General features: G+C 61.7%; 18 protein-coding genes. 6 read left to right on the top strand and 12 right to left on the bottom strand.

All coding sequences use genetic code 11. The annotated features are described in order from the left end of the window. Nucleotides 1-66 precede the first annotated feature (66 nt). Nucleotides 67-342, bottom strand: a complete 276-nt coding sequence (locus ABUH87_RS11930) for a BolA family protein (RefSeq protein WP_367773914.1) — start codon at nt 340-342, stop codon at nt 67-69. A 231-nt stretch (nt 343-573) separates the two neighbouring features. Between ABUH87_RS11930 and ABUH87_RS11925 the strand changes: the two genes are divergently transcribed. Then, nucleotides 574-975: a J domain-containing protein gene (locus ABUH87_RS11925; protein WP_367773912.1), complete on the top strand. Its 402-nt coding sequence runs from the start codon at nt 574-576 to the stop codon at nt 973-975. 84 nt (nt 976-1,059) lie between these two features. On the opposite strand, the gene ABUH87_RS11920 is transcribed toward ABUH87_RS11925, so the two are convergent. The 10 genes from ABUH87_RS11920 to ABUH87_RS11875 form a co-directional block, all read right to left on the bottom strand. Then, a complete protein-coding gene (locus ABUH87_RS11920; protein WP_367774193.1) occupies nt 1,060-1,227 on the bottom strand; it encodes an RcnB family protein in 168 nt (55 codons plus the stop codon). Between the two features lie 8 nt (nt 1,228-1,235). After that, complete coding sequence (locus tag ABUH87_RS11915) at nt 1,236-1,736, bottom strand: hypothetical protein (RefSeq protein WP_367774197.1); 501 nt, start codon at nt 1,734-1,736, stop codon at nt 1,236-1,238. A gap of 330 nt (nt 1,737-2,066) precedes the next feature. Next, entirely contained in the window at nt 2,067-3,746 is a 1,680-nt protein-coding gene (gene ettA, locus ABUH87_RS11910; RefSeq protein WP_367773909.1) for an energy-dependent translational throttle protein EttA, read from the bottom strand. Nucleotides 3,747-3,891: 145 nt separating this feature from the next. After that, on the bottom strand, nt 3,892-4,449 hold the full coding sequence (locus ABUH87_RS11905; protein ID WP_367773907.1) for a MarR family transcriptional regulator: 558 nt from the start codon (nt 4,447-4,449) through the stop codon (nt 3,892-3,894). Nucleotides 4,450-4,633: 184 nt separating this feature from the next. Next, entirely contained in the window at nt 4,634-4,840 is a 207-nt protein-coding gene (locus ABUH87_RS11900) for a hypothetical protein (RefSeq protein WP_367773905.1), read from the bottom strand. 234 nt (nt 4,841-5,074) lie between these two features. Continuing rightward, entirely contained in the window at nt 5,075-6,007 is a 933-nt protein-coding gene (locus tag ABUH87_RS11895; RefSeq protein WP_367773903.1) for an aldo/keto reductase, read from the bottom strand. Continuing rightward, nucleotides 6,000-6,422 (bottom strand): 6,7-dimethyl-8-ribityllumazine synthase, encoded by a 423-nt coding sequence (gene ribH, locus ABUH87_RS11890; protein ID WP_367773901.1) that lies wholly within the window; start codon nt 6,420-6,422, stop codon nt 6,000-6,002. The genes ABUH87_RS11895 and ribH overlap by 8 nt, the downstream gene beginning before the upstream one ends. Continuing rightward, nucleotides 6,415-7,725, bottom strand: coding sequence for a 3,4-dihydroxy-2-butanone-4-phosphate synthase (ribB, locus tag ABUH87_RS11885; RefSeq protein WP_367773898.1), 1,311 nt, complete (start codon nt 7,723-7,725; stop codon nt 6,415-6,417). The genes ribH and ribB overlap by 8 nt, the downstream gene beginning before the upstream one ends. Before the next feature lie 170 nt (nt 7,726-7,895). Continuing rightward, a complete protein-coding gene (locus ABUH87_RS11880; protein ID WP_367773895.1) occupies nt 7,896-8,729 on the bottom strand; it encodes a coniferyl-alcohol dehydrogenase in 834 nt (277 codons plus the stop codon). A gap of 194 nt (nt 8,730-8,923) precedes the next feature. Then, on the bottom strand, nt 8,924-9,982 hold the full coding sequence (locus ABUH87_RS11875) for a YihY/virulence factor BrkB family protein (RefSeq protein ID WP_367773893.1): 1,059 nt from the start codon (nt 9,980-9,982) through the stop codon (nt 8,924-8,926). A gap of 108 nt (nt 9,983-10,090) precedes the next feature. On the opposite strand from ABUH87_RS11875, the gene ABUH87_RS11870 reads away from it, so the two are divergent. Genes ABUH87_RS11870 through ABUH87_RS11860 form a run of 3 tightly spaced genes read left to right on the top strand, consistent with a single transcriptional unit; the run spans nt 10,091 to nt 16,889 of the window. Beyond that, nucleotides 10,091-12,415 carry an autotransporter assembly complex protein TamA gene (locus ABUH87_RS11870; RefSeq protein WP_367773891.1) on the top strand — a complete coding sequence of 775 codons (2,325 nt, stop codon included), beginning with the start codon at nt 10,091-10,093 and terminating at the stop codon, nt 12,413-12,415. Beyond that, nucleotides 12,415-16,677, top strand: coding sequence for a translocation/assembly module TamB domain-containing protein (locus ABUH87_RS11865; protein ID WP_367773882.1), 4,263 nt, complete (start codon nt 12,415-12,417; stop codon nt 16,675-16,677). Before ABUH87_RS11870 ends, ABUH87_RS11865 begins: the two co-directional genes overlap by 1 nt. Continuing rightward, nucleotides 16,677-16,889 carry a hypothetical protein gene (locus ABUH87_RS11860; RefSeq protein ID WP_367773879.1) on the top strand — a complete coding sequence of 71 codons (213 nt, stop codon included), beginning with the start codon at nt 16,677-16,679 and terminating at the stop codon, nt 16,887-16,889. The genes ABUH87_RS11865 and ABUH87_RS11860 overlap by 1 nt, the downstream gene beginning before the upstream one ends. A gap of 68 nt (nt 16,890-16,957) precedes the next feature. On the opposite strand, the gene ABUH87_RS11855 is transcribed toward ABUH87_RS11860, so the two are convergent. Continuing rightward, nucleotides 16,958-17,233: a TehB family protein gene (locus tag ABUH87_RS11855; protein ID WP_367773877.1), complete on the bottom strand. Its 276-nt coding sequence runs from the start codon at nt 17,231-17,233 to the stop codon at nt 16,958-16,960. Between the two features lie 259 nt (nt 17,234-17,492). On the opposite strand from ABUH87_RS11855, the gene ABUH87_RS11850 reads away from it, so the two are divergent. Then, nucleotides 17,493-18,491 (top strand): thiamine pyrophosphate-dependent dehydrogenase E1 component subunit alpha, encoded by a 999-nt coding sequence (locus ABUH87_RS11850; RefSeq protein WP_367773874.1) that lies wholly within the window; start codon nt 17,493-17,495, stop codon nt 18,489-18,491. Then, the gene (locus tag ABUH87_RS11845) at nt 18,488-19,510 is read left to right on the top strand and encodes an alpha-ketoacid dehydrogenase subunit beta (protein ID WP_367773866.1); all 1,023 of its coding nucleotides are present in this window, start codon (nt 18,488-18,490) and stop codon (nt 19,508-19,510) included. The genes ABUH87_RS11850 and ABUH87_RS11845 overlap by 4 nt, the downstream gene beginning before the upstream one ends. Nucleotides 19,511-19,685: the final 175 nt, after the last annotated feature.

Genomic DNA, 19,685 nt, shown 5'->3' with positions numbered 1-19,685 from the left:
GGCAACTCGCCACACGTTCAAGGCCTGAGGATGAGGGTACGGCAGAACTTTGCGTTGAGAACCGCTTTAGCCTTCGCCAGGTGCGCGGGCGCGGATGGCCAGCGCATGAACCCGCTGTCCAGGCAGATCACCCAGAGCAGCGTTGACCATTCTCTGCCGCTGGAGCCGGGAAATGCCTGCGAAGGCAGCGCTTTCGATTACCACTGTGAAGTGGGACTCGCCGCTACCGTCATCTCCGGCGTGCCCATGATGCTGAGCCGTGTCATTGATGATCTCGAGCTGTGTCGGGGCAAAGGCGTCTGTGAGACGCTGTCGCAGTTCTTGGGCTATCGGTCCGTTCATGTCTTCCATTTAGGGCATCTGTCACCCATCTGAAAGCCGGTGAGCAAACAGAGATTTCACGGTAGGTTCGAGTCGACGGGACGTTTGTGCGGGTGGCCTGGATGCGACGAGGGTGGCGAGTTTCGTGCGCCTGGCCCTCGCGCGCCCAGCTTTGATGGACCGGGCGATTTTCGCTGGTTCTGCCTCGAACATGTGCGGCAGTTTAACGCCAGGTACGATTACTTCGAAGGCATGAGTTCGGAAGAGATCTTCGAAGCCCAATCGCCGCTTCATGGATGGGCTTCCTCGAGGCGCCCCTTCCGGCCCGATGCCGGTGTCGATGATGTGCCCCGCTGGGCGGACTTCTCTGATCCCCTCGAGGCGATCAATGCCCGTGCAAGGGCGCATGTGCGAGAGCGCCGGCAACATGCGGGAAGCGTCGGCCGTTTCTCACCGTCAGAACAGCGGGCGATGGCCACATTGGGCCTTGAAGGCGATGCAGACCGGGCCACTCTGCGCCGTCGTTACACCGCGTTGGTGCGCCAGCTTCATCCCGACCACAATGGGGGAGATCGTTCGAGGGAAGGGAAGCTGCGGCAGGTCGTCGAGGCCTACCAGCTACTACGCAAGGCAGCGGCCTTTACGCGAGCCTAGGGCGCCGTCTCTGCTCGCGACGAATAGCAGAACCCCCGCGAAGGGGCGCGCGGGGGTTCCGATCAGCGTTGTAGGGTGAGAGTGTTACCAGAAGAAGTCATGCACGACGTCGACCACCCGGCCTGAATAAATGTCCACTAGCAGCACATCGTCATAGTAGCGGACCCAGCGATAGGGGCCATAGACATCTGGAAGGCGATAGGACCAAGGATCGGATATCCAGTACCGCTGCCCATAGAAGAAGGCCCCCAGGGTAAACCCTACGCCAATGCGGCGATAACGGTAACTCGCATGTGGTGCATAGTAGCGGCCGGCATGGAAGACACTGCGATTGCGCGTGCGGTAACCTGACCAGTCGTACCGAGAGTTGCTGCGCCACCCCCGATCCCAGTCGCGCCTGTCCCGTGACGCGGAGCGCCACGTTTGATCATGCCTGCCCCAGGTGTTCGCTTGGGGGCGGTTGCGCCTGTCCTGCCGGGCGTCATATCCGTCGCTCTGGGTGCGCCAGCGCTCACGCGATCTACCGTCTTCGCGATCTGACCACCGCGTGCCACTCCGGTCCTGGCGCTCCTCTCTTGATGAGCGTGTCCCTTCGCGAGCTTGGTATCGCTCACGCCACTCACTCTGTGGACGAGCATCCGGACGACCAGAAACGTCACCACGCCGCCACTCCCCTCGGTCACGTTGTCGAGAACCAGCTGTCGTGCTGTTGTGTCTATCTGCTTGCGAGGAAGGGCGCTGTGATCGCGTATCCGGCGCACGCATGCGCTCGTTACGTTCATAGGCCGCTTCACGAGCTTCCCTGAGGGCCCGCGATTGGTCTTGCGCCGACGCCAAGCCAGGCAAGCTCATCGCCATCGCAGCGAGAGCTAACGCGCCTAAGCTGGCTGAGTGCCTCAAGAGTCCGCCACCTGCTCCATTCTTTGCCATCTGTCCCATTCTCCGAAGGGACGGGTCGCACGGCGATCGCGGCCTGTCCATTGACAGGTCTTAGCGCAGTTCCGCTGTCGGAGCACTGAACTGCAGCGCGGTCTTCCGTTCATCTGATTTCAATGACAGATGAACGGCAGACCGATGTCACGCAGGCGATGTTATCTCGTCAGTTTCTTGTATGCCAATGCCGTAGGACGATCAGCTGCATCGCCCAGCCTACGGCGTTTGTCTTCTTCATATGCTTCGAAGTTGCCCTCAAACCATTCGACATGGCTATTGCCTTCGAACGCCAGAATGTGTGTGGCAAGACGATCGAGGAAGAAACGGTCGTGGCTGATCACCACGGCGCACCCTGCAAAGTTCTCGATGGCATCCTCTAGCGCGCCAAGTGTTTCGACGTCGAGGTCGTTGGTCGGCTCGTCGAGGAGCAGAACGTTGCCGCCCTCTTTCAGCATCTTTGCCAAGTGCACGCGGTTCCGCTCACCGCCGGAGAGCTTGCCGACGTTTTTCTGCTGATCCGCGCCCTTGAAGTTGAAGGCGCCGACATAGGCCCGGGTCGACATGTCGTGGCCGTTGACCTTCATGTAATCGAGTCCGTCCGAAATTTCTTCCCAGACGTTCTTCTTTGGATCGAGATGATCGCGGCTCTGGTCGACGTAACCCAGATGCACGGTCTCGCCGATCGAAATCTCGCCCGAGTCCGGTTGCTCCTTTCCGGTGAGGATCTTGAACAGAGTCGACTTACCAGCGCCGTTCGGTCCGATGACACCGACAATGCCACCCGGCGGCAGCAGGAACGAAAGGTCCTCGAAGAGCAGCTTGTCTCCGTAGGCCTTTGAGATATTCTTTGCCTCGATCACCTTCCCGCCGAGGCGCTCAGGTACCTGGATGACGATCTGCGCCTTTCCGGGCCGCCGGTCGCTCTGTGCTTCCTGAAGCTGCTCGAACTTGCGGATGCGCGCCTTGCTCTTTGTCTGGCGTGCGGCTGGCGTCTGCCGAATCCACGCAAGCTCTTCTCGGAGCGCCTTCTGGCGGCCCGACTCTTCGCGTTCTTCCTGTTCGAGGCGCTTGGCCTTCTTCTCCAGGTAGGTTGAGTAGTTGCCTTCATACGGGAAGTATTTCCCGCGATCGAGCTCAAGGATCCAGCCCACAACATTGTCCAGAAAGTAACGGTCGTGGGTGATCATCAGCACCGCGCCCGCATATTCCTTCAAATGGTTCTCCAGCCATTCGACACTTTCGGCGTCGAGGTGGTTGGTCGGCTCGTCCAGCAGGAGGATGGAAGGCTTCTGGATCAGCAGGCGAGTAAGGGCGATCCGGCGCTTTTCACCCCCTGAAAGGCTGGCGACGGACCAATCTGGCGGAGGGCAGCGGAGAGCCTCCATTGCGATCTCAAGCTGGTTGTCCAGCGTCCAGCCGTCAACCGCGTCGATCTTCTCCTGGAGCGTACCCATTTCCTCCATGAGCGCGTCGAAGTCGGTATCATCTTTCGGATCGCCCATTTCGGCGGAAATCGCATTGAAGCGGTCGACCATGTCGGCCACTTCGCGGGCGCCATCCTTCACGTTCTCGAGGACCGTCTTGCTCTGGTCGAGTTCCGGTTCCTGAGGAAGATAGCCAACGGTGATATTCTCTCCGGGCCAAGCTTCGCCCGTGTAGTCTCGGTCGATACCCGCCATGATCTTCATGAGGGTGGACTTGCCGGCGCCGTTCGGGCCCACGATGCCGATCTTGGCACCCTGATAGAACTGCAGGCTAATATCGGAGAGCACCGGCTTTTGTGCACCGGGGAAGGTCTTCGTCATGCCCTTCATGACATAGGCGTACTGGGCGGCCATCGAGGATCCTCTGGGAACTTGGCAGGAGAGGGGAGTTGGCGCGTGCTCTACAAGCGTGCGGCGCTTACCGCAAGGCTGCGGGTCCCCTGGCGTCGCGGCCAGTCCTTTTAGCGATCAACCGACTGAGGCTGGTGGCAAAGCCTGCTCAGCGGCGTCGCGCCGCTTCGGGCGCGCAATCATCCAGCAGCACAACGGAACGGCTGGAGGCAGAGAAGTACTCCAGCATGGCCTCGTAGCCCTTGGGGCTTAGGCGGACGTAGACCCGCCTCGCGTCGCCCGGATCCGCCTCACGAGTCAGCAAACCCTCGCGCTCGAGGATAGAGATCCATCGTAGGGCGGTCGTCGATGGTACAGCGGAACCGATGCAGGCACTGGTCACTGACACGCGGCGTCGCTCCTTCGCCGCGATGAAGAGGTCGAGAAGTATGTCCCACGCCGGCTCGCCGAATAGCTCGTCCGTCTGGAAGATCTTGCTGCGCCTGCGGCGGTCATCGTAAGTCTGCCGGGCGAGCTCGACCCAGATAGGATGGTCATGGTTGCCAGGCTGGGGTGCAGAACTACCATCCGTTCGAGAGAAGGTGCCGCTTGGGTCCGCGTGCGTCGTCATTTCCAATTCGCGAGCCATGGCGAGCAGATCGTTTGCTATACCGATCAGGCGCATCGCCTTGGCTCGATTGCGCATGACATGTTCCGCTACTGCCATGCGCACACCGCTCCGTTCGCAGCCGTGAAACTGCGGCTTGGATCCACATGCATGAGTAAAACGCCTCGTCTTAGTGCCCCTCCTGCGAAACGCCTGTTGCGAACAGAACTGGTTTGCGCAGGCTGAGAGCTGGTCCGCTCTGGAGTAACTATAGGCCGATGCAGTACCAGGCGTCTTGGCGAGGTTACTCCGCTTTGAAGGGTTCGGCCTTCACAGCGAATTGTCGGCGAAAGGCATGGAGTGCCGCCTCCAGATGTGCTGCGGCGACGGCGGCGTCGAGTTGGTCCAGCTCATCGAGGCAGGACTTCAGCGACTGATCCAGTTTTTCAATGTGCGAATGACTAGCCACTTCGTAAGTCTCCATGACGCAGAGCAGGGCTACTGCGGCCATCCACTGATGTGAACCGTGTTTTTGTTTTGCGACCCGGATTTATCCGGAGACATTTATACGTGATTTAAGAACCGAAACCGATCTTACTCGATCGGCCGAAGCCTGGTATGCCTTTCCCACTCACTGAGTGGAACGATCTTCTCCGTGTACTGTTTTCAAGCAGTGTGCGACAGAGATATTAAAGAAAGTGTATCCGCTGCACCGGCAAACGCGACTTGGGGCACAACGCTTTGTTTAGCCTAACCGTCTGAGTTGCTCGGCATCCAGTTCCAAAGTGGCAGCACGTGCGAGTTCCTCGACCTGCGTCACGCTTGTGGCGCTTGCCAGCGGTGCTGCGATGCCAGGCTGTGCGTTAAGCCATGCGAGTGCGATCTGGGAAGGGGAGGCGCCCACATCCTGGGAAAGCGCGCGCAGTCTCTCCAGTATGCTCCAGCCGCCGTTCGCTGAGGCTTCATCGAGTGAGGAGGCGCGAGGGCTTCCTTTCCAGTCGGCAGCGCTGTTGTACTTGCCCGTGAGGAAGCCTGCAGCAAGGCCGTAATAGGGCATGACAGCAACGCCCTGACTTACGCAGAGATCTTGCAGTGCGCCCTCGTAGCTTTGCCTCGCGACGAGGTTGCACAAGGGCTGGGCGGCGGTGAACGGCCGAAGCTGCATCCGGTCTGCGGTTGCATTCAAGTCGGTCAGGCGAGCGGGTGCGTAGTTGGAGACGCCTAGTTCGCGGATCTTGCCCGCTTGAAGCGGCGCATTGAAGGCAGAGACAACCTCATCAAGAGGCGTCACCTGATCGTCTCTATGGATGTAGTAGAGATCGACGTAGTCAGTACGCAGTCTCTCAAGAGAGCCGCGTAAGGCGCTCGCCACGGCCTCCGGCTTGAGCGCGCCGGGTGGGCCGCCCATGCCGGTCTTCGTTCCGATGCGCATCTCGGAGCGGACTCCGCGGCTCTCAAGCCAGGCTCCGATCACGGCCTCTGATTCTCCGCCCTCATGGCCGGGTACCCAGGCGGAATACCCTTCTGCGGTGTCGATCATGCGACCGCCGGCCTCGTAGAAGGCGTCGAGCACGGCGAAGCTACGATCACGGTCAATCGTCCAACCGAAAACGTTGCCGCCCAACACGAGACGGATTCCGCTAAGACAGGGGTGATCGACCGGATCGTTGCTATCCACCAAATCTTTCCTTCAGTTCCAGCAGCGCGATCGCAGCCTGCGCTGCCTCTCCGCCCTTGTTCTTCTGCTCGGGGTCCGCACGCACCAGCGCTTGAGCCTCGTTTTCCACGGTAAGGATGCCGTTGCCGATGGCAACCCCGTCCATCGTCATGGCCAGGATGCCGCGTGCGCTCTCACCTGCAACGATCTCGAAGTGGTAGGTCTCACCGCGAATGACGACGCCGATCGCAACGAAGCCGTCGTAGTCGCCCGTCGCTTCGGCAAGCGCGATAGCACCCGGGATTTCAAGTGCGCCGGGCACCGTAATCGTCTCGCTCTTGTGACCTGCCGCCTTGAGCGTAGCCCGGGCGCCGGCAATCAGCATGTCGTTCAGATGATCGTAGAACCGAGCTTCGACGATGAGGAACTTAGCCATTATGTTCGTCTCCTGCATCGATCGGCTTCTCGCCAACGATGTTGAGGCCATATCCTTCCAGTGCCACAAGCGAGTGGTGCGTGTTGGTCAACAGAATCATGTCATGCACGCCCAACTCTGCAAGGATCTGCGCGCCTACACCATAATCCCGCAGTTCGCCCAAGTCCGGTTGTTCACCGGCCCGCACGCGCTGCTTGATGTCGATCGAACGTGACATGAGGCTCCACATCGGGCGGTTGATCAGCACAATCACACCGGTTCCCGCTTCTCCGATGAGTTCCATGGAACGGTGCAGGAGGTCGCTTCGCGGCCCTTGGTGCTCACCCAGGATGTCGGCGAAAATCGAAAGCGTGTGCATTCGCACCAGCGTGGGCTGCTCTGGATCGATCCGGCCTTTGACCAAAGCCATGGTCTCTTCGCCGGTGGCCTTGTTGAAGTAGGTGCGCGCTGTCCACTGTCCGCCAAAGCGGCTTTGGAAGGTGAGGTCGGCCTTCTTCTCGACCATCCGGTCGTGGCGGCGCCTGTAAGCAATCAGGTCCCGGATAGTTCCGATCTTCAGATCATGCATACGGGCGAATGTGACCAGGTCGTCCATCCGGGCCATAGTGCCGTCATCGCGCATGATCTCGCAGATGACGCCGGAAGGATTGAGACCAGCCAGCCGAGAAATGTCGACCGCCGCTTCCGTGTGGCCGGCTCGCACGAGGACACCGCCGTCGCGGGCGCGCAGAGGGAAAACGTGGCCCGGCGTAACAATGTCATCGCGTGACTTGGTGCCATCGATTGCGACGCTGATCGTGCGGGCGCGATCGGCGGCAGAGATGCCCGTCGTTACCCCTTCGCGTGCCTCGATGGAGACAGTGAATGCTGTCTCATGCCGCGTCCCATTCTTGGGGCTCATCGCTTCAAGACCCAGCTGTTCGCAGCGAGCCGACGTCAGCGAAAGGCAGATGAGTCCGCGACCATGCGTGGCCATGAAGTTGACGGCTGAGGGAGTGGCCATCTGCGCAGGAATTACCAGATCGCCTTCATTCTCGCGATCCTCGTCATCAACCAGGATAAACATCCGGCCATTGCGGGCCTCGTCGATGATTTCCTCGATTGGGACGAGCACTTGCCTGTCCTCGTTGGACAGGAGAACCCGTTCCAACTTGTTCAGCGTTTCCGCAGTGGGATTCCAGTCCGGCTCGGTGCAGTCACGCAAGGTGTTGGCGTGAAGCCCCGCAGCGCGGGCGAGTCCGGAGCGGCTCATCGAGCCTTCCGCTACAAGCTTGCGGACTTTTTCGATTAGGTCGGTAGCCATTCTTGCGCTCACATCACATTTTGATGTGCTCGCTTTAGGTGGCATTCACATTGCAGGCAAGGGTGGTGTGTGGATGTGAGTTCCTGCAGCGAAAACAGGTCTGCCGAGCTCTCCCCGACAGACCTGTTCTGATGTAGTCAGAAACGCGCGATAGCGGCGAGTGGTCGCGTCTAGCCTTCCTTCTTGCCGGCGCTCATCATCTTCGAGATGTCGACCTGCCCGGTGGCTAGTCCGCCCATGAAGCCGCCATCTACAGGCAGCACGATGCCGTTGACCACGCTGGCCAGATCGGAGTTGATCAGCACCAGCGGTCCGGCCTGCTCCTCAGCCGTCGTGTAGCGGCCAAGCGGCTCTGCTGCAGCGTCGACCACTTCCTTCCCGGAGGTGGCATGGAACGTTGCCATCATAGGCGTCTGCGTGGGTGAGGGGAGGGAGCAGTTGATGCGGATGCCCTTCTTGATAAGTTGCGCACCCATGAACTGCGTCCAGACGATCACGGCCTCCTTGGAGAAGGCATAGCCTTCCGCAACCTGATCCGCATTGGCTTCGCACCAGTCGAGCCCCGCCTGAAAGCCCTGCGTTTGCAGAAGCTGCATGTGAACCGGGATGCGGCGGCTCCAGCCCAGACCACCCGTCGATGCGATTGAGACGATTGCCCCCTTGTTGCCCATGAGCGGTACGACCTGCTCAGTGAGGTGTCGGGTGCCGAGGAAGTTGACCTTCATTGTGTCGATCGGAGGAAAGCCACCGCCGCCGGGAAGGCCGGCGCAATTGAAGAGCGCGTCGACCTTGCCGCCAACCGCGGCTACGCCAGCCTCAATCGACGCCGGGTCGCGCAGGTCAACTTTATTGAACGAAGCCAGGGGCAGGTCCACGTCTTTGTAATCAAAACCGTGCACTTCCGCTCCCAGATCCAGAAGAAGCTTGGCCGTGGCTTGCCCCATGCCCGAGAAGCAGCCGCTGACGATGACGCGCTTACCTGCATAACCCAGAACGTCGCTCATGATCCTGATCCTTTCATTGTCCGGGCGCAGAGCCCCTCCGACTTTGCAGCTATGCCGCCCTGCGCTCGGGCATCAACCAGTCTTCGGTGTCATCGCAGCGGCGATGCGGCGCCCGCCTCTCTTCTTGGCCAAGCAGCATCACTCTTTCAAAGCTCGCCTAGGGGTGTCGCTTGCCGCGCGGAGGAACCGAACGCTCAGGCTGGCTCCGGCGCTTCATCAGCCTTGCTGCGGGCTTTGGCGGCGTGGCGCTGTTTGCGCTTTTCGAGCGCCTGTTGGGACGGAACGTGGTCATCGATGACGTCGGCCAGAACTGCGCCCCTTTGCCCTGGCGGCATGGACGGCCCTGCGGTCGTATCGCAGTAGGTCTGCCGTTCAATCTCCGCGTTGAGCAGGGCGCCCAGGAGTATGCCATAGGCTGACAGAAACAGCCACATCAGGAAAACGACGATGGCCGAGAGGGAGCCATAAGTGGCGTTGTAGTCGCTGATATAAGCAACATACAGAGAGAAGCCGAACGATACGGCGATCCACAGCACCGTAGCCAGCAAAGAGCCGGGTGTGAGCCAACGCCACTTTGCGGGCCGGCGATCGGGCCCGTAGCGCATGATCAGTGCAAAACCTGCCGTTCCAAGGGCGATAGCGGCCACCCACGTCAGACTTTTTATCAGCGTCGCGGTCGCTCCGCCGAGGAACACCGACGTCTGTGTTTGCAGCCACGCGAATACACCGCCGGAAAGTACACCGGTCAGAGCGATGAATACTGCCGCCACAGTCAGTCCTGCTGCGCGCAGAGTCAGGCTGATAAACGAGCGGGTCTCATGCTCCTCGTTGATGATGTTAAGGGCGCTGATCATTCCGCTTGCAGCGCGCATGCCGCCAAAGATCGCAAAGAAAAGCGCTATGATCAGTGCAAATCCCGTTACGCCGGTACTGGTGGTGACGATTTGCAGAAGCTGATCCTGGATCAGGCGGGCCGCTTCAGCGGGAACGACGTCCACTATCGCATCCATCTGCTGCCGCACGCGCTCAGGGTCGCCAACCAGGCCATAGATCATGACGGTGGCGGCGATTAAAGGTGTGATGGCGAGGAATACATAGAACGCGAGGCCGGCAGCCAGCAGCGCAAGCTCATGGAAGCCAATCATCACATAGACACGCTTCAGCACCTGAATCCATGCCCTGCGCGGCATGGACCATGGCGACGCAGCGGTGGTGCCGGGATCGACCGGTTTCTGGTCCGCAGTCTCGGTCACGCAAAATCCTCCTTGCTTACGGGAACTATGATCCTGCACAGACGATTACGGAACCTGGATGGCGAGATGTAGCTCGCTTCGGATGGGGGGTGTTGCATACCACACGGCATGCCAGAGCTAATCGCCAGAAGCCGCCAAGGTTCCACACTGCAGCGTTCGGGGTTTTGGCTGGCCGGCGCAGCGACGGTCACAGTGGGGCTCGCGCTGTTGAGCGCTCCCGCGCGCGCGCAGACGCAAGGCGACGACGTGGTTCAGCAGTCGCTGCCTGGCGAAGGCGCTGAGGCAGGCGGGGTTTCGGACGAGGCGCTTAGGGCAGGCGCGGTGCCAGTGCCTCCTCCCCCGCCGGATGCGCCGCTCCCCGAAGTGGAGCCGATCATAACGGCTGAGGAGTTCAACAGCGCCGTGCCGGAATTGAGCGCCGAGGATGACCCGGAGCTTATGGAGCCGCTGGAGTCCATAGAAGTTTTTGAGCGGCGCCTTGCCGAGCAAGCCAATTCCCCTGCAGCTGAGGGAGAGGCGCTTCCTGCCGGAGCCCCGGCGCTGGCGGACCAAGATTCAGTCGAGGAGATCGGCGATGCTCCGGTCCGCGATGCCGAGCTGGCTGCGCCGCTGCCACCGCTTGAGCAATTCGAGGTCTCGCCTGTCCAGTTTGCAGAACAGGAGGAGGCCGACGAAGCCGACAGCCGGGTGACCTATGTGGTAGAGGTCAATGGCTTGGCTGCGGCCGACGATCAGACCGACGCGAACCTGGCGGACATGTTCGAGGATTTGTCCGCGTTGGAGAAGGCTGATGGCGAGGCGGCGAACACCGCCATGCTATCGGCTCGGCTTACCGAGGACAGCGATCTGGTGAAGACGATCCTCGCCTCGGAAGGCTGGTACAATCCGCAGGTTCGTACGCGGCTGGACCGATCTGAGGGCGAGGGGGCACTGCCGATGACAGCTGTCATCGACGTCACGCCGGGCAAGCGGTTCACGTTCGCGGAGATCAATGTTGAGGCAGAGCCCACGGTTCCGCCCGGCTTGATCTCTGACAATCTGGCGCTTCAAGTTGGCGATCCCATTGTTGCTGAGCGAGTTCAGGGCGCGGAGGCGCAGGTCGCGTTGACTCTGCCGCAAAATGGCTATCCATTCGCCGAAATCCGCGAGCGGGATATTCTGCTGGATCAGACAACCGGGGAGGGCGTCTACACCTTGCCGGTCAAGGTCGGGCCCCGAGCGCGTTTCGGTGGCTTCGAAACGGAAGGCGATCTGGCCTTCGGCGTTGAGCATGTGGAGACGCTGGCGCGCTTCGAGCGCGGCGAGCTGTATGACAGCCGCAAGGTGGACGACCTGCGCAAGGCTTTGGTGGCGACGGGCCTCTTCTCCACCGTCTCTGCTGAGCCGCAGCCCACGGGGGAAGCCGCTCCGGAGGGCACTGAGTACGTGACGATGCTCGTAAAGCAGGACGCCGGGCCGCCGCGCACGATTGCCGGCAGCGCGGGCTACGCAGCAGGGCAGGGTTTCACTCTCGAGGCGACTTGGACCCATCGTAACATGTTCCCGCCTGAAGGTGCTCTCATCGTCCATGGCGTGGCGGGCACACAGGAGCAGGGTGCCGGCGTGACGTTCCGCCGCGCCAACGCCGGGAGGCGGGACCGCACCTTCGAATTGCTCGCGGAAGGGCTGCGAACCGACTACGACGCTTACAATGCTTTGACTGGGCGTGTTGCCGCTCGTGTCAGCTATGACTCGACCCAGATCTGGCAGAAGAGGATCACTTACGCCTACGGCGTAGAGTTGCTTGGCACGGCAGAGCGCGAGTACGATTTTAGCGTCGGAGAGCGTCGTCGGCGCACGTTCTACATCGCGGCACTGAACGGTCAGCTGGGCTACGATACATCGGATGATCTGTTGAACCCCACCAGAGGGTTTCGCGTAACCGGCCTGGTGCAGCCCGAAGGTTCGCTGCAGGGTGACTTCACGCCCTACGTGAGGGCGCGCCTTGATGCCTCCGCATATTTTCCGGTGAGCGACGATTTTGTCCTCGCTGGGCGAGCCCGCGTCGGCACAATCCAGGGAGCGGAGCGATCAGAGATTGCCCCGTCCCGCCGTTTCTATTCTGGCGGAGGCGGGTCTGTTCGCGGGTTTGGCTTTCAAAAGCTGGGGCCGCTCGATCCCAATGGCGATCCGATCGGCGGGCGAAGTCTGAACGAGGGTTCGATCGAAGGCCGCTATCGCTTTGGCAACTACGGCGTCGTCGCCTTCCTCGACGTCGGGCAATCGTATGAGTCCACGACGCCCAAGTTTTCCGACCTTCGTTACGGTGTGGGTATCGGCGGGCGCTTCTACACCAACTTCGGACCGCTCCGCGTCGACGTCGCCACCCCGCTCGACCGCCGTCCGGGTGAGTCACGGATCAACGTTTACGTCTCGATCGGGCAGGCATTCTGATGGCCGATCCCACAAACACCACATCCTCGGCAGCCGACGAAGGGCAGTCGGCCGAAGTGGAGGTCGTCGAGCGCCGCCGCCGTGGCTGGGGCCCTCGCATCGCGAAGACCATCGCTGCGGCCGTGATCGGCCTGGTGGTGTTGGTGGCCGCAATTGTTCTGGGCCTTAACACCGGTCCTGGCCGCCGCTTCGTCGCAGACCAGATTGCCGCACTCGAGTTCGAGAACGGCATGAAGATCCAGGTGGGACGTATCGAAGGCAATCTCTACGGCGAGATGGTCCTGCACCATCTTTCCGTGAGGGATCCCAAGGGTGAGTTCCTCTTTGCTCCTCGAGTTGTGATCGATTGGCGTCCCTTCGAGTACCTCAACAATCATGTCGATGTCCGCTCGGCCACAGCTGAGCGCATGATCCTGCGGCGGACACCGCAGTTCCGCGAAACTCCGCCGCCCGACCCCAACGAGCCTTTGCTCCCCGACATCGACATCGACATAGGCAGGCTGAAAGTTGATCGGTTCGTGATTGCCGAGCCGGTGACGGGAGCGCGGCGGATCGCCTCCATTGAGGCGCAGGCGCACATCTCCGACGGGCGCGCTCAGATCAACGCGCGAGGCGGCACTGTTGCGGCACAAGGTGTTGCCGGCGGCGATCGCTTCCGGATCAAGCTTGATGCTGTTCCGGAACAGAACCGGCTGGCCATCGACCTTGATGTCAATGCGCCCGCCGGTGGCGTGATTGCAACGCTCGCCGGGCTCCAGCAACCGCTCGCGCTGCAGGTGAAGGGCAGGGGCGACTGGGCAAGCTGGAACGGAAAGCTGGCAGCCAATCTCGGCGGCAGTGAACTTGCTCGCATCGGCATCGCTGCACGCGATGGTACGTTCACGCTGCGCGGCCCGACGCGGATCGCTCGGCTGGTGAGCGGTCCCACTGCGAGCTTGCTTGGACCCGTCACGAACCTGGACGTTACGGCGGCTTTCAATGAGCGACGGGCAAAACTCTCCGGCCGCATATACAGCGATGCGTTCACGCTGACGCCGGATGGCATTGTCGACCTGTCGGACAACAGCTTCGAGGATCTGAAGCTCGCTTTCGTCCTGCACAAGCCCGCGGCACTGGCGGAAAACCTGCGCGGCGCGGGGGTGCGTGCGCTTCTCACCCTCGACGGCGCTTTTGCGACGCCGAAAGTCCAATACGCGTTGAATGCTGCGCGTCTGGTGATGGACGATATCGGACTGGTGGGCTTTAGCGCTACAGGTGCCGCGCGCGTGGATGCGGATCGCATCCTCATCCCGGTGAACGCCCGGGTGCAACGGATCACCGGGCTCGACACGGTGGCAGGCGGAACCCTCACCGACGTTCGCTTGAATGGCGATGTGGCGATCGACGGCCCGCGTATTCTCTCGGACAATATGCGGCTCCGTTCAGACCGGATCGACGCCAACGTCATTCTCCTCGCGGACATGAGCGAGGGCCTGTATACCGGCGCAATCGACGGGCGGATCGACAACTACCGCCTCGAAAGCGTCGGCATCTTCAACATCCAGACCGACATGGATCTGAAGGCGCAGGCAAGTGGCTATGCCCTCCAGGGAACGGTCCGGGCGCGCTCGACCCGGTTACTGAACGAGACTCTTCAGACCTATCTGGGCGGCAACTTCGTGGCTTCATCGCGCGTGAACTATGGTTCGGACGGTGTTGTTCGCTTCTCCGGCTTGCGGCTGGAGGCGCCGGACCTGCGGATCGTCGGCGGCAGTGGCGCCTATTCTCCCGACGGCCGGATCGTCCTCAATGCGCAGGGGACCTCGGATCGGTATGGACGGATTGGAGTACGGGTCGCAGGAACGATTGCAGATCCGAATGCGCGCATCACTGCGGAGCGTCCGGATCTCGGCCTCGGTCTCGCCAATGTTGATGCACGCATTGACGGCGTCAGGGGGGGGTATCGCCTGAATCTCACGAGCGACACGGATTATGGTCCGCTCACCGCCGACGTCATACTTGAGACGGGCGGTGCGCTGGCCATCCAGGTGAACCGCGCAAATCTCTCGGGCGTCGATCTGACAGGCAGGATCGTCCAGACACCCGCCGGACCGTTCACGGGCAAGCTTGTTGCGAGTGGCAACGGACTGGGCGGTTTGCTCAGGCTCGACGCTGAAGGCAAGTACCAGGAGGTCGTGTTCAATCTTCGGGCACGCAACACGGTTTTTGCCGGTCCGGCCGATCTCGCGATCGGATCGGCGATCATTGATGGCAAGGCGATCCTTTACGACCAGCCGCTGATTATCGCTGATGCGCAATTGGCCGGAACGCGGGTAGGCGGCTTCAACATCGCGGCGGCCCGGGTGCTCGTCGACTACCAGAATGGGCGCGGACAGGCGAAAGCCCTTGTGGAAGGGACAAGCGGCGTCCCCTTCCGTCTGAGCGCCAACGCTGACTTGCAGCCGGAACTCTGGCGGGTCGCGTTGGCCGGTCGCGTGCGCGGGATCGATGTTCGCACAGTGACGCCGGCCCGGATCGTTCCCAAGAACGGCGCTTACGAACTTCTGCCCACCCAGATCAATTTCGGCGGCGGCAATGTGAAGCTGGCTGGGAGCTACGGCGAGGGCATGAAGTTGCAGAGCCGGCTCGAGGACGTAGACTTGGCGCTCATCAATGCTTTCGTTCCCGGCTTCGGCATCGGCGGCAGCGCGAGCGGCAGCCTGGATTTCGCTCAGGCGAGTTCCGACGCATTTCCCCGCGCCGATGCGCGCCTGCACCTCGACAACTTCACGCGCACCACGGCCGCTTCGGTCAGCCAGCCTATCGACATCAATTTTGTCGGGAAGCTGCTTCCGGACGGCGGAGAAGCGCGTGCGGTGATGCGTCGCCGTGGGACGGTGATCGGACGGGTCGTCGCTTCCTTGCGGCCTCTCGGGCCGAGTGCTGGCTCCTGGACTGAACGGTTGCTGAGCGCGCCGTTGGGTGGTGGCATCCGCTATAACGGCCCCGCCGATACACTGTTTTCCTTTGCCGGACTCACCGATCAGCGTCTTTCGGGACCGATCGGCCTGGCGGCAGACTTTACGTGTCGCGTGCAGGATCCTTGCCTGAATGGCGTGGTGCGAGGGCAGAACCTCACGTACGAGAACCTGACATATGGCACCAAGCTGACGCGGATGAATCTGGCGGGGCGCTTCACCGGCAACAGCTTACAGATCGAGAACCTGACGGCACGCGCAGGAGACGGTTCGATCACCGCCAGCGGCCGGGTAAGCCTCGCAGCCGAAGCCGGGTACCCTATGGATATTGCTGTCGAGTTGAGGGATGCTCGCCTCGCCCGCAGCGAAGGCCTTTCTGCCAGCGCCACCGGTAGCTTACGATTGACGAAAACTGCAGGGGAGGCGCCTCTGCTCGCAGGCCAGCTTCGCCTGCCAGAGACGCGCTACCGGATTATCCGTGAGGGTGCTGCCGAGGTGCCCAGGCTGACCGGCGTTCGGTTCAAGCCGCCGCGCGGTCCGCAGCGCATCACTGGCGACGAGCCTGCGCAACCCTCTGGCAGCCCTTTCTCTTCCATCAGGCTCGACCTTGAGCTTGTCGCGCCCGAGCAATTGTATGTGTCCGGCATGGGACTGGAGTCCGAATGGCGAGCGGATCTCGCGATCAGCGGGACCAGCTCGGAGCCTCGGCTCGCGGGCCAGGTGGAACTCATTCGCGGTACGCTGGGCTTCGCTGGGCGCTCATTCGAGCTGACTCAAGGCCTCATCGCGTTCAACGGCGGCAACACCATCAATCCCACTATTCGCGTAGTGGCGACCGAGGAGGTCGAGGACGTCACGGTCAACGTGAACGTGGGCGGACGGGCGATGGACCCGGAGATCACCTTTACCTCGACTCCGTCCCTGCCGCAGGATGAGATCATGGCTCGCATCCTGTTCGGCAGCTCCATCGCGAACCTTTCAACGATCCAGGCAGTGCAACTCGCCTCTTCGCTGAACTCTCTGCGCGGCTCAGGTGGTGGCTTGAATCCCTTAGGTACCTTGCGCTCTGCCACCGGCATCGATCGGCTGCGTATCCTCGGGCCTGACGAGACGAACGGCCGAGGCACTTCGCTGGCCGCAGGACAGTACCTGACTGACGACATCTACGTTGAACTGATCACGGACGCCCGGGGCTTTACCGCCACGCAGCTGGAAGTCAGCCTGACCCCTTGGCTCTCGGTGTTGAGCCAGGCTGGCGGCTCGGGAGTGAATAGCCTCAACGTGCGTCTGAAGAAGAACTACTGATGGCCAAGCGGATCTGTCGCCTTGCTGTCTGCGTGCTTGTCGCCCTCCCGGCGCTGTCCGCATGCAAGCAGGAGCCGAGCTTTGAGGAGCGCTACGCAAGCGCCCAGAAGACGATCAACTCGAAGGCGGCCGAGCTTGAGAAGGATATGGCAAGCCGCGCCGCTCAGGCCGCGCCTTCGGAAGCTGCCTCAGATCCGTCCGGAACGACCTGAGGCGCCCCTCGGCCTGGTGCAGGCCCAAGGCTGGCGCCGCCAAGCGATCGTGCGTCAGGCTTGGAGGCCTACTGCGTCGAGGGCTGCTCGCGATAGAACTCCACTTGCAGCCTCATCGGGCCATCCACTTTCACGAAGTGAGGGGCTTCGGGTGGGATGGGGGCGGGCCTGTCCTTGCTCACCGCCACCTCGCGCGCAGGGTCGATGAAGACGAGCGTTACTGCGCCTTCAAGCACGCGTAGCAGGCCCCAGGTGCCTGCCTTTGTCCGGTGCTCGTTGCGGATCGCCTCGGGAAGCGTCGTCTCGTCAAAGATCGGTGTGACCTTGTAGGGTGCCTGGCTCATCGCTCGTCTCCAGTTGAACACTCTTGGGCCTCAAAGCGCCATTCCGCGGAGGCGCGCGTCAGCGGCCTCCATCAGGCAGAGCGTAGAAAGCTTGAGAACAAAGGCCAGTTGAAAGCCCTCGATCCTCTTATGCAAGCGCCGGAGCGATGCTTGCCTTGTGACGGGGTACGCATCGCCTTGCCCTCGCGTCCTCAGGCCGTAAGACTACTGCCCGAGACTTCAGCCCAGTTCACGAGACGGAGGCAATGAGAGAGGGACCATGAGCCAGACCCTGACAAACCGGGCATCGCCGGATGCCGCGACGCAACTCGACATATACCGTCGCATGCTGCGAATTGAGCGCAATGACGAGTTTACACGAGCCCAGATCCGTCAGGGCCGTATCACCGCGCCTTACTATTCGGCGCGCGGTCAGGAGGCGATCCCAGCCTCTATCTCGGTGCTGCTGAACGACGACGACAAGATCTGCACGATCTATCGCGGCATTCACGACATGGTCGCCAAGAATATGCCGCTGCGTCCGCTCTGGGCCGAGATCTCGGGCCGGGTCGACGGTACCTGCAAGGGCAAGGGCGGGCCGATGCACCTGACGCATCCTGAAACAGGTGTGATGGTGACGACAGGCATCGTCGGCTCCTCAATGCCGATTGCGAATGGCTTCGGGTGGGCGGCACTCCTTGATGGCACGAAGCAGGTTACGGTCGCCTATTTCGGCGACGGTGCCAGCAACATCGGCGCCTTCCATGAAGCGTTGAACCTGGCTGGTGTGTGGAAACTGCCGGTCATCTTCGTGTGCCAGAACAACGGCTTTGCGGAACACACCCGCTACGAGAACGCCACCGCTGTGGATCAGATCTCCAAGCGCGCGGTGGGCTATGGCATGCCTGGCTACACCGTCGACGGCAACGATCCGCTGGACGTCTACGCCCATGCCTATGCCGCCATTGAGCGGGCGCGCGCGGGTGAGGGCCCGACTTTGCTGGAATGCAAAACCTTCCGCTTCTTCGGCCACGTCTTCGGCGACGACGACAAGTACATGAACCCGGGCGAGAAGGACGCTGCGCGCGAATTCGATCCGATGCCGCGCTTCCGGCAGAAGCTCATCGACGATGGAGTCGCGACCGAGGAGCAACTGGAGCAGATGAAGTCGGACATCGAAGCCGAAGTGAAGGACGCAATCGAGTTCGCCCAGTCCTGTGAATTCCCGAGCGTCGACGAACTGCGCCGCGACGTATTCGCAGAGGAGATTCCGGCATGAGCACCGACACACTCGAAAAGTCGACCGCCGAGATGGTGAAGATGAACGGCATGCAGGCTATCAACGCCGCGCTTGTCGAGGCCATGGAAGCCGATCCCAAGGTGATCGTCCTTGGAGAGGACGTCGCGGATAGGGAAGGCGGCGGCGTGATCGGGGTCACACGTGGCCTTTCGACCAAATTCGGCGACATGCGCGTGCGCTCCACTCCCATTGCAGAACAGGCGATCATCGGCGCGGCCATCGGCGCGGCCATGGCTGGCTACAAGCCGGTCGCCGAGATCATGCTGATGAACTTCACGACCGTGGCGATGGACATGATCGTCAACCATGCGGCCAAGTTGCGCTTCATGTCGGGCGGGCAGAGCCAGGTGCCGATGGTAATCCGCACTCTGACCGGTGCGGGCAACCAGACAGCGGGACAGCATGCCGACTTCTACGAGGCGTGGTTCTGCCACACCGCAGGCATCAAGGTGGTGATTCCCTGGACTCCGGCAGACTTCAAGGGCCTCTATCTCTCCGCGATCCAGGACCCGGACCCGGTAATGATCATCGAGAGCGGCAAGACACTGTTCGTGCCGATGGAGACTCCGGCAAATCAGGGCCCGATTCCCATTGGCAAGGCGCAGGTCGTCACCGAAGGCAGCGACCTGACCATCGTCTCTTACGGCCAGATGATGTTCTCCGTGATGCAGGCGGTGGAGGAACTCGGCAAGGCGGGCGTTTCGGTGGAGGTCATCAACCTGCGCACGATCTCGCCGTGGGACAAGGAGACCGTCCTTGCCTCGGCCGAGAAGACGGGGCGTTTGTTGGTAGTGCATGAAGCAGGCCGCAACTTCGGCCCGGGGGCGGAGATCGCGGCGACCGTGCAGGAAACCTTGTTCGGCAAGCTGAAGGCTCCCGTCGGCCGTCTCGGCGCGCCTTACTGCTCGGTGCCATTCGCCAAGAAGCTGGAGGATGCGTTTCTCGTGCAGCCGCCGGAGATCGTGGCTGAGGCCAAGCGTCTGGCAGCTATGGGCTGAGCCCTCCGAATACCGTTGAAGAAAGGCAGAGCCCTCTACCCGCCGCCAGCGGGAGAGGGCTCTGCTTTACCGGGGCATGCCGCATCGCCCGCTGGCGAATGCGGGGTAACGCCGGGAGGGGAGAGAACACGGCGGACGTGCGGCCGGCGCGGCCTGGCACGACAGGCTTGGCTCG

It is taken from the genome of Novosphingobium rhizovicinum, from assembly GCF_040813635.1.
GTDB lineage: Bacteria > Pseudomonadota > Alphaproteobacteria > Sphingomonadales > Sphingomonadaceae > Novosphingobium > Novosphingobium rhizovicinum.
This window is presented reverse-complemented; position numbering and strand designations above follow the sequence as displayed.